General features: G+C 69.1%; 5 protein-coding genes and 2 pseudogenes. 3 read left to right on the top strand and 4 right to left on the bottom strand.

Going from position 1 to position 4,734, the window contains the following annotated elements; all coding sequences use genetic code 11:
- Both VN520_RS19970 and VN520_RS19965 read right to left on the bottom strand, forming a co-directional pair.
- Positions 1–197: pseudogene (locus tag VN520_RS19970) on the bottom strand (hypothetical protein); the annotation flags it as partial.
- 375 nt (positions 198–572) lie between these two features.
- On the bottom strand, positions 573–845 hold the full coding sequence (locus VN520_RS19965) for a hypothetical protein (RefSeq protein WP_325748290.1): 273 nt from the start codon (positions 843–845) through the stop codon (positions 573–575).
- Positions 846–1,030: 185 nt separating this feature from the next.
- Here VN520_RS19965 and VN520_RS19960 point away from each other — a divergent pair, with 185 nt between their 5' ends.
- The gene (locus tag VN520_RS19960) at positions 1,031–1,357 is read left to right on the top strand and encodes a hypothetical protein (RefSeq protein WP_325748289.1); all 327 of its coding nucleotides are present in this window, start codon (positions 1,031–1,033) and stop codon (positions 1,355–1,357) included.
- 644 nt (positions 1,358–2,001) lie between these two features.
- Positions 2,002–2,199, top strand: coding sequence for a hypothetical protein (locus tag VN520_RS19955; protein WP_325748288.1), 198 nt, complete (start codon positions 2,002–2,004; stop codon positions 2,197–2,199).
- A gap of 81 nt (positions 2,200–2,280) precedes the next feature.
- Here the strand turns inward: VN520_RS19955 and VN520_RS19950 are convergent.
- Positions 2,281–2,470, bottom strand: a pseudogene (locus VN520_RS19950) (IS982 family transposase); the annotation flags it as partial.
- A gap of 246 nt (positions 2,471–2,716) precedes the next feature.
- On the opposite strand from VN520_RS19950, the gene VN520_RS19945 reads away from it, so the two are divergent.
- Positions 2,717–3,154: a nuclear transport factor 2 family protein gene (locus VN520_RS19945; RefSeq protein ID WP_325748291.1), complete on the top strand. Its 438-nt coding sequence runs from the start codon at positions 2,717–2,719 to the stop codon at positions 3,152–3,154.
- A 447-nt stretch (positions 3,155–3,601) separates the two neighbouring features.
- Here VN520_RS19945 and dapB read toward each other — a convergent pair whose 3' ends face one another.
- Complete coding sequence (gene dapB / locus VN520_RS19940) at positions 3,602–4,399, bottom strand: 4-hydroxy-tetrahydrodipicolinate reductase (RefSeq protein WP_325748287.1); 798 nt, start codon at positions 4,397–4,399, stop codon at positions 3,602–3,604.
- Positions 4,400–4,734: the final 335 nt, after the last annotated feature.

The raw sequence follows: 4,734 nt of genomic DNA, 5'->3' as shown, positions 1-4,734 counted from the left end.
GGTCGCTGCTCGTCGGGTGGCAGCAGAGTCGCGCCCCCGGTGTCCACGGCGGGAAACCCGGCCGCCTGGACCACGGCGAGCATCGCCTGCTGGCAGGCGTAGCGGACCTCGTGGCTGCGCGCACGCAGCTGCCGCGCGTAGGGCAGGGTCGGCAAGAAGTGCCCCGTTCCGCCGGCGAACGTCACGAGCACGCGCATCCCGACAACCTAGGAGGCCAACTGGAGGAGGACCGGAGAAGAGGCCGACTGTGACCGCAGGCCGCACGTGGCGGCCCGAGGGGCAGGCGACGCGGAGGTCGGACCTTCACATGCGAGGTAGACGACCGTCCCGCTACATCGCTGCGTGCGTCGATGCCGCCATTTCCACGGTCGGCTGAGCCCTGCTGACAACCCTGCACCCGCGGTTGCACCTGTGGTTGCCGGTTGGACGCCTCAGGGGTCGTTCTGCCTTGTCCGCCACAGCCTGTGGGAACGCGAAGCCGCTGCCCCGGGGCTTGTTCCGCACGGTGGCGCGCAGTCGCGAACGTGATCATGACGGCCTGGCAGTGACGGGAATCGGCACCCGGGCCAAGATCAGGCGCGGTCGAGGGCGCGGCGCAGCGAATCGACAGCCGCCTCGGCACTCCTGGCCTGGGGCTCATCGGGGAGCGGCGCCTGTGTCACCGGCAAGGGGAGCCGGCTGCTCGGCTTCGCGACGTAACCACCGTCCGCGTAGCCGTACACGTGAACGTCGATCAGTCCGTATCTGGCCAGCTTGACTTGCCGGTGGCAGACCTTCATCTCCGGAGACTCCCACGGATCGATACCCCGACGGCCAGTCGCGACCAGTACACCCGGACGGGTCATGACCGAACTGCAGGCGAGCTGCTCGCGTGGGACCACGCGGCCAGGCGCTGGCCGTGCCTCGCGGGCAGCCCGGGCAGGTTCGGGTGACGTCGAGCTGCGCTGCCATCGACCAGCTGCCGTGCTGGTCCTTTGCGATGGGCAGTCCAGTGGTGACAATGAACTGGGTGTCACGGACGGAGGACGCGATGACGGACCAGCGACCGGTCGAGCCCGACGCAATCGTCGGCAGGGACGGGGCTGCAGTCCCGTACCGCCGCGCCTGGGACAACCCAGCACCGCGTGCGTCACGCGCGCTCATCCCAACCCTGGCGCGCATGGCCACCGCCGGACCGGTGCTCACCGCCTCGGCGCTCGCGATCAGCGCTCTCGCGGCCACCAAGGCGGTCGAGGTGGCCGGACGAGTGGCATCGCAGCTCGCCGGTGCTCCGGTGGACGGCCGCGCGGGGACGTGGGCGGTGCCCGGTCGGCTGGAGGTCACCTGGACCCGAGTGGAGATCCGCTGGCCTTCCTGAGTTCCGTCGCTGGCAGCCGCACCGGGACGGTCTGCCGAGCCACGCCGTGGTGGTCGTGAAGCCGCTGCAGCGACCGGTGAGCCGGCGTTCAAAGGCGTCCATACCGCGGCTGTGCACGTCCAGGGTGGACCGTGGGGCAGGGGCGGAGAGACGCCGGCCGGGCTCTGCGGCGAGTTGCCCTTCTTGGTCGACCGCGTCGACGACGCCACCGCGAGCCCGCTGGGGAAGGTGGCGGCTGGTCGTTGACCCACGCTCCACGGGCACGGGAGCCACTGGCGAGGCCGGGCACTGGGCGGGCGATATCCGACGTCGTCGCCCGCGGCGAGCCGGCGCTCAGTCCGCAGAAGTCCGCAAGACGGTCGGGTCCTGTCATGCGTGACCATCACCGGCCAACGACATGAGTGCTGTTCAACGCCCTGCTCGAACGTCAGGACATGTGGTCAAAAGGCTCGGCAACGTTCCGCTCCATCGTCCGGAGCGGTTGAGCCGCGCGGTTCGGTTGGAAGGCTGAGGGAAGCGGAATGCGGCCATGCGGCCGAACGCTGCACTTGAGTCAAGCGCCGCCGATGCCGATGTGCACGACCAGCAGCGACGTTGCGCACATCGTCACTTCACAGACTGAATCGCACAACGGGGGAGATGTCATGGACTACCTGCGCCGGATGCAGATGGAGAGGCCGCTGCTCTTCTGGGTGGCGATGGCGGTGACGTTCTGGGTCGCCTTCCAGCTGGTGCTGTTCGTGGTGGGTCTCCTGATCGGGCCGTTCGGGCTGCCCTCGTGGGCGCCCATCCTGGTGGTACTGGGCGCGCTCGTCTTGATCGCCCGCCGGCAGCAGCGATAGCGCTGCCACCTGTCTGCTCGCGGAGGCGTGTCAGTGACGCAGCCGTTCGGGCAGCAAGCGCTGGCGTCCTTGAACGGCCCACTCGACCAGCCACACCGGATCGGTCCACAGGTCGGTGTCGGTGGCCAGCACCCGGATCAGCCGCTGCAGCAGCGGCAGGGCCGCGCGCAGCCGCTTGTTGTAGCCCGACTGGCCGGGCAGATACGGGAACGCGCCGGGCAGGGGCCCGGGGCACCAGTCGCAGCCAGCGGGCCTCGGAACGCACGCCCAGCGACAGCACCCTCCGCCCTTCAACTACAGCCCTGTGATTCTCCGGGCCGTTTGGACTTACTCGTCTAGGGCGCTGCGCCGCCAGCACGGTCATCAGTGGACAGCGACCGTGCCAGATCACGTCTGGAGCGAGCAGCCCGGCCAGCCGGAACGAGCAGACATCGGTTCTACGATTCGGGCGGCACCGGTAGCGTTGGGCGCCGTCATCAGTCGACTTGCGACGCGCGTTCCGAGGGGCGTGGAGACGATGGACGAGGGGGCCGTCCGGGCGGCGCTACAGCACTACATCGACTGCAGCTCGGCCGGTGACGAGGACCGTGCCAGCGAGATCTACCTGGAGGATGCGGTCCTGGAGTTCCCGCAGTCGGGTGAGCGGTTCGAGGGAGTGGAGAACTTTCGTGAGTGGCGGCGGATCTACCCGACTGACGTCACGCTCGAGATCGTTCGCCTGCAGGGTGAAGGGGACCATTGGGTGGTAGAGATCAGGGCCCGTTATGAGAACGGGCCGTGGCTCTACGGCCCTGCCATCTACGAGTTTCGAGACGGCAAGGTGGCACGCGAGACGATCTACGTCGCCGAGGGGTGGGAGGCTCCCGAGTGGCGGGCGCAGTGGCGGGCCGCCCCTTCGCGTGCGTCGCAGAGTGGTCCGTCGACCGAGCCGTCGCCGGGTGTCAGCGGCGCGTGACTTGTCAAGAAAATGTTTCCTCCTGCGGAGCGGCCGGGAATGCGGCTGCAGCGCATCGGCTGTCCTCAGACGTCCCTCGCAGGGACACCTGAGAGGGGCTGCACCAATCGGGTGACAGCACCCTCGTGAGCCGGGCGGCTCGGGTGGATCCCCTAGCTCCCGGTACATGCAGCGGCCGTCGTGGCGTAGCCCAGTCCGTTGGTGGTTGATCGCTCTTTTCGTCTCGATGAGCCTGGTTGCGGCCGTCATGGGCCTCTGGTGGACGGCGGTTGGTATGGCCTTCTTAGCCACCGCTCAACTTGCCAGCATCGCTCATGAGCGCCGCAAGGCAGTGAGACGGGACCCCCAAGTCTGACCAGCGGTCCGCATCGTGCACGTGGTGTCCTTGAAGCCGTCCTCCAAGCGAGCTGGCCCCGTCACCCCCGCCCGGCAATGATGTGGACTGGCCTACTCGAACAGCAGTGAGCCCAGTCCGCGACGGACGCCGGGAGTCTCGGCCACCCGGCGGATGGACAGCAGGGTGCCGCCGACGTAGGGATCCGGGGTCTCGCCGGTGTCGTGGCGCATGACCAGCCGCTCGCCGGTGCCGCCGAAGACAATCTCGGTGCTGACCGCGAAGCTGGACAGCCGGACGGAGTGGACGCGGATACCGGCCACCCCCGCGCCGCGCGCTTCGGGCGGGCCGTACAGATCCGCCACCGGGACCGCCGAGATCGGCATGCGTACCGCGCCGAGGGTCTCGGCGAGTTCACGGGCGGTGCCGCTGGGCACGTCGGGCTTTGCCGCGCTGGCATAGTCGATGATCTCCCAGCGGTCGAGGTACGCGACGGCGAACATCGCTGCCTGCTGTAGCACGGCGGCCTGAATGGAGAAGTTTCCGGCGGCGATCACGCCGACGCCCTGATCGCGGGCGAGTCGGTCCAAGGCTGTGTAGTCGTCGGCGGTCAGCCCGCTGGAGCCGATGACCGTGTGCACGCCCGAGCGCACGGCGGTCCAAACGTTGCCCTTGACCGCGGCTGCGCTGGTGTAGTCCACCAGCACGTCGACCTCGCTGGCGTCGAGAGCGTCGGCGACGGTGGCGTAGACGTTCGCGTCGCTGGTCGACGTCGTGACCTGCGACAGCTTCTGCCCGGCGGCGGACCGGGACACCCCCGCGGTCAGGATCAGGTCATCCGCGGCGTCGAGGGCGGCCAGGATGGGCGGTGCGGTCCAGCCGGTCACACCGGCGAAGCAAACCCGGGTCACGGGCGCACCCTACGGTCAGCGCGCGGCCACGGCTGCCAATGTCCGAACGGGAGGGCAGGCGCCCCGACGGTGTCCTCGAAGCCGCCCTCTGTCCCATAGCGCCGCCCGTTCAGGGACACCTTCCTGTCGGCGAGGCGATGTGCCTTGTGGTAGCCGACCCCGATGCCAGTCTGCCGACCAGCCTGAAGCGCGTGGACCGACTGGTCCGCCGCTGGGCCGAGCGCTGCACAACCGACGCCAACCTTAGGTGCGCTTTGGTCGAGGACCCGCTCACGGGGCGGCTGAGGGTTGGCGCCCCACGTCTATGCGCGAGCAGCACACAATCGGCCGCTCAT

This window comes from Streptomyces sp. (assembly GCF_035563135.1).
Taxonomy (GTDB): domain Bacteria; phylum Actinomycetota; class Actinomycetes; order Streptomycetales; family Streptomycetaceae; genus Streptomyces.
Note: the sequence above shows the minus strand (reverse complement) of the source record. Positions and strands in the feature narration are given on the sequence as shown.

Bases quoted from the DNA above. Each gene is read 5' to 3' on its own strand.
- VN520_RS19965 (WP_325748290.1), bottom strand. From the start codon at position 845: ATGACCCGTCCGGGTGTACTGGTCGCGACTGGCCGTCGGGGTATCGAT.
- VN520_RS19960 (WP_325748289.1), top strand. From the start codon at position 1,031: ATGACGGACCAGCGACCGGTCGAGCCCGACGCAATCGTCGGCAGGGAC.
- VN520_RS19955 (WP_325748288.1), top strand. From the start codon at position 2,002: ATGGACTACCTGCGCCGGATGCAGATGGAGAGGCCGCTGCTCTTCTGG.
- VN520_RS19945 (WP_325748291.1), top strand. From the start codon at position 2,717: ATGGACGAGGGGGCCGTCCGGGCGGCGCTACAGCACTACATCGACTGC.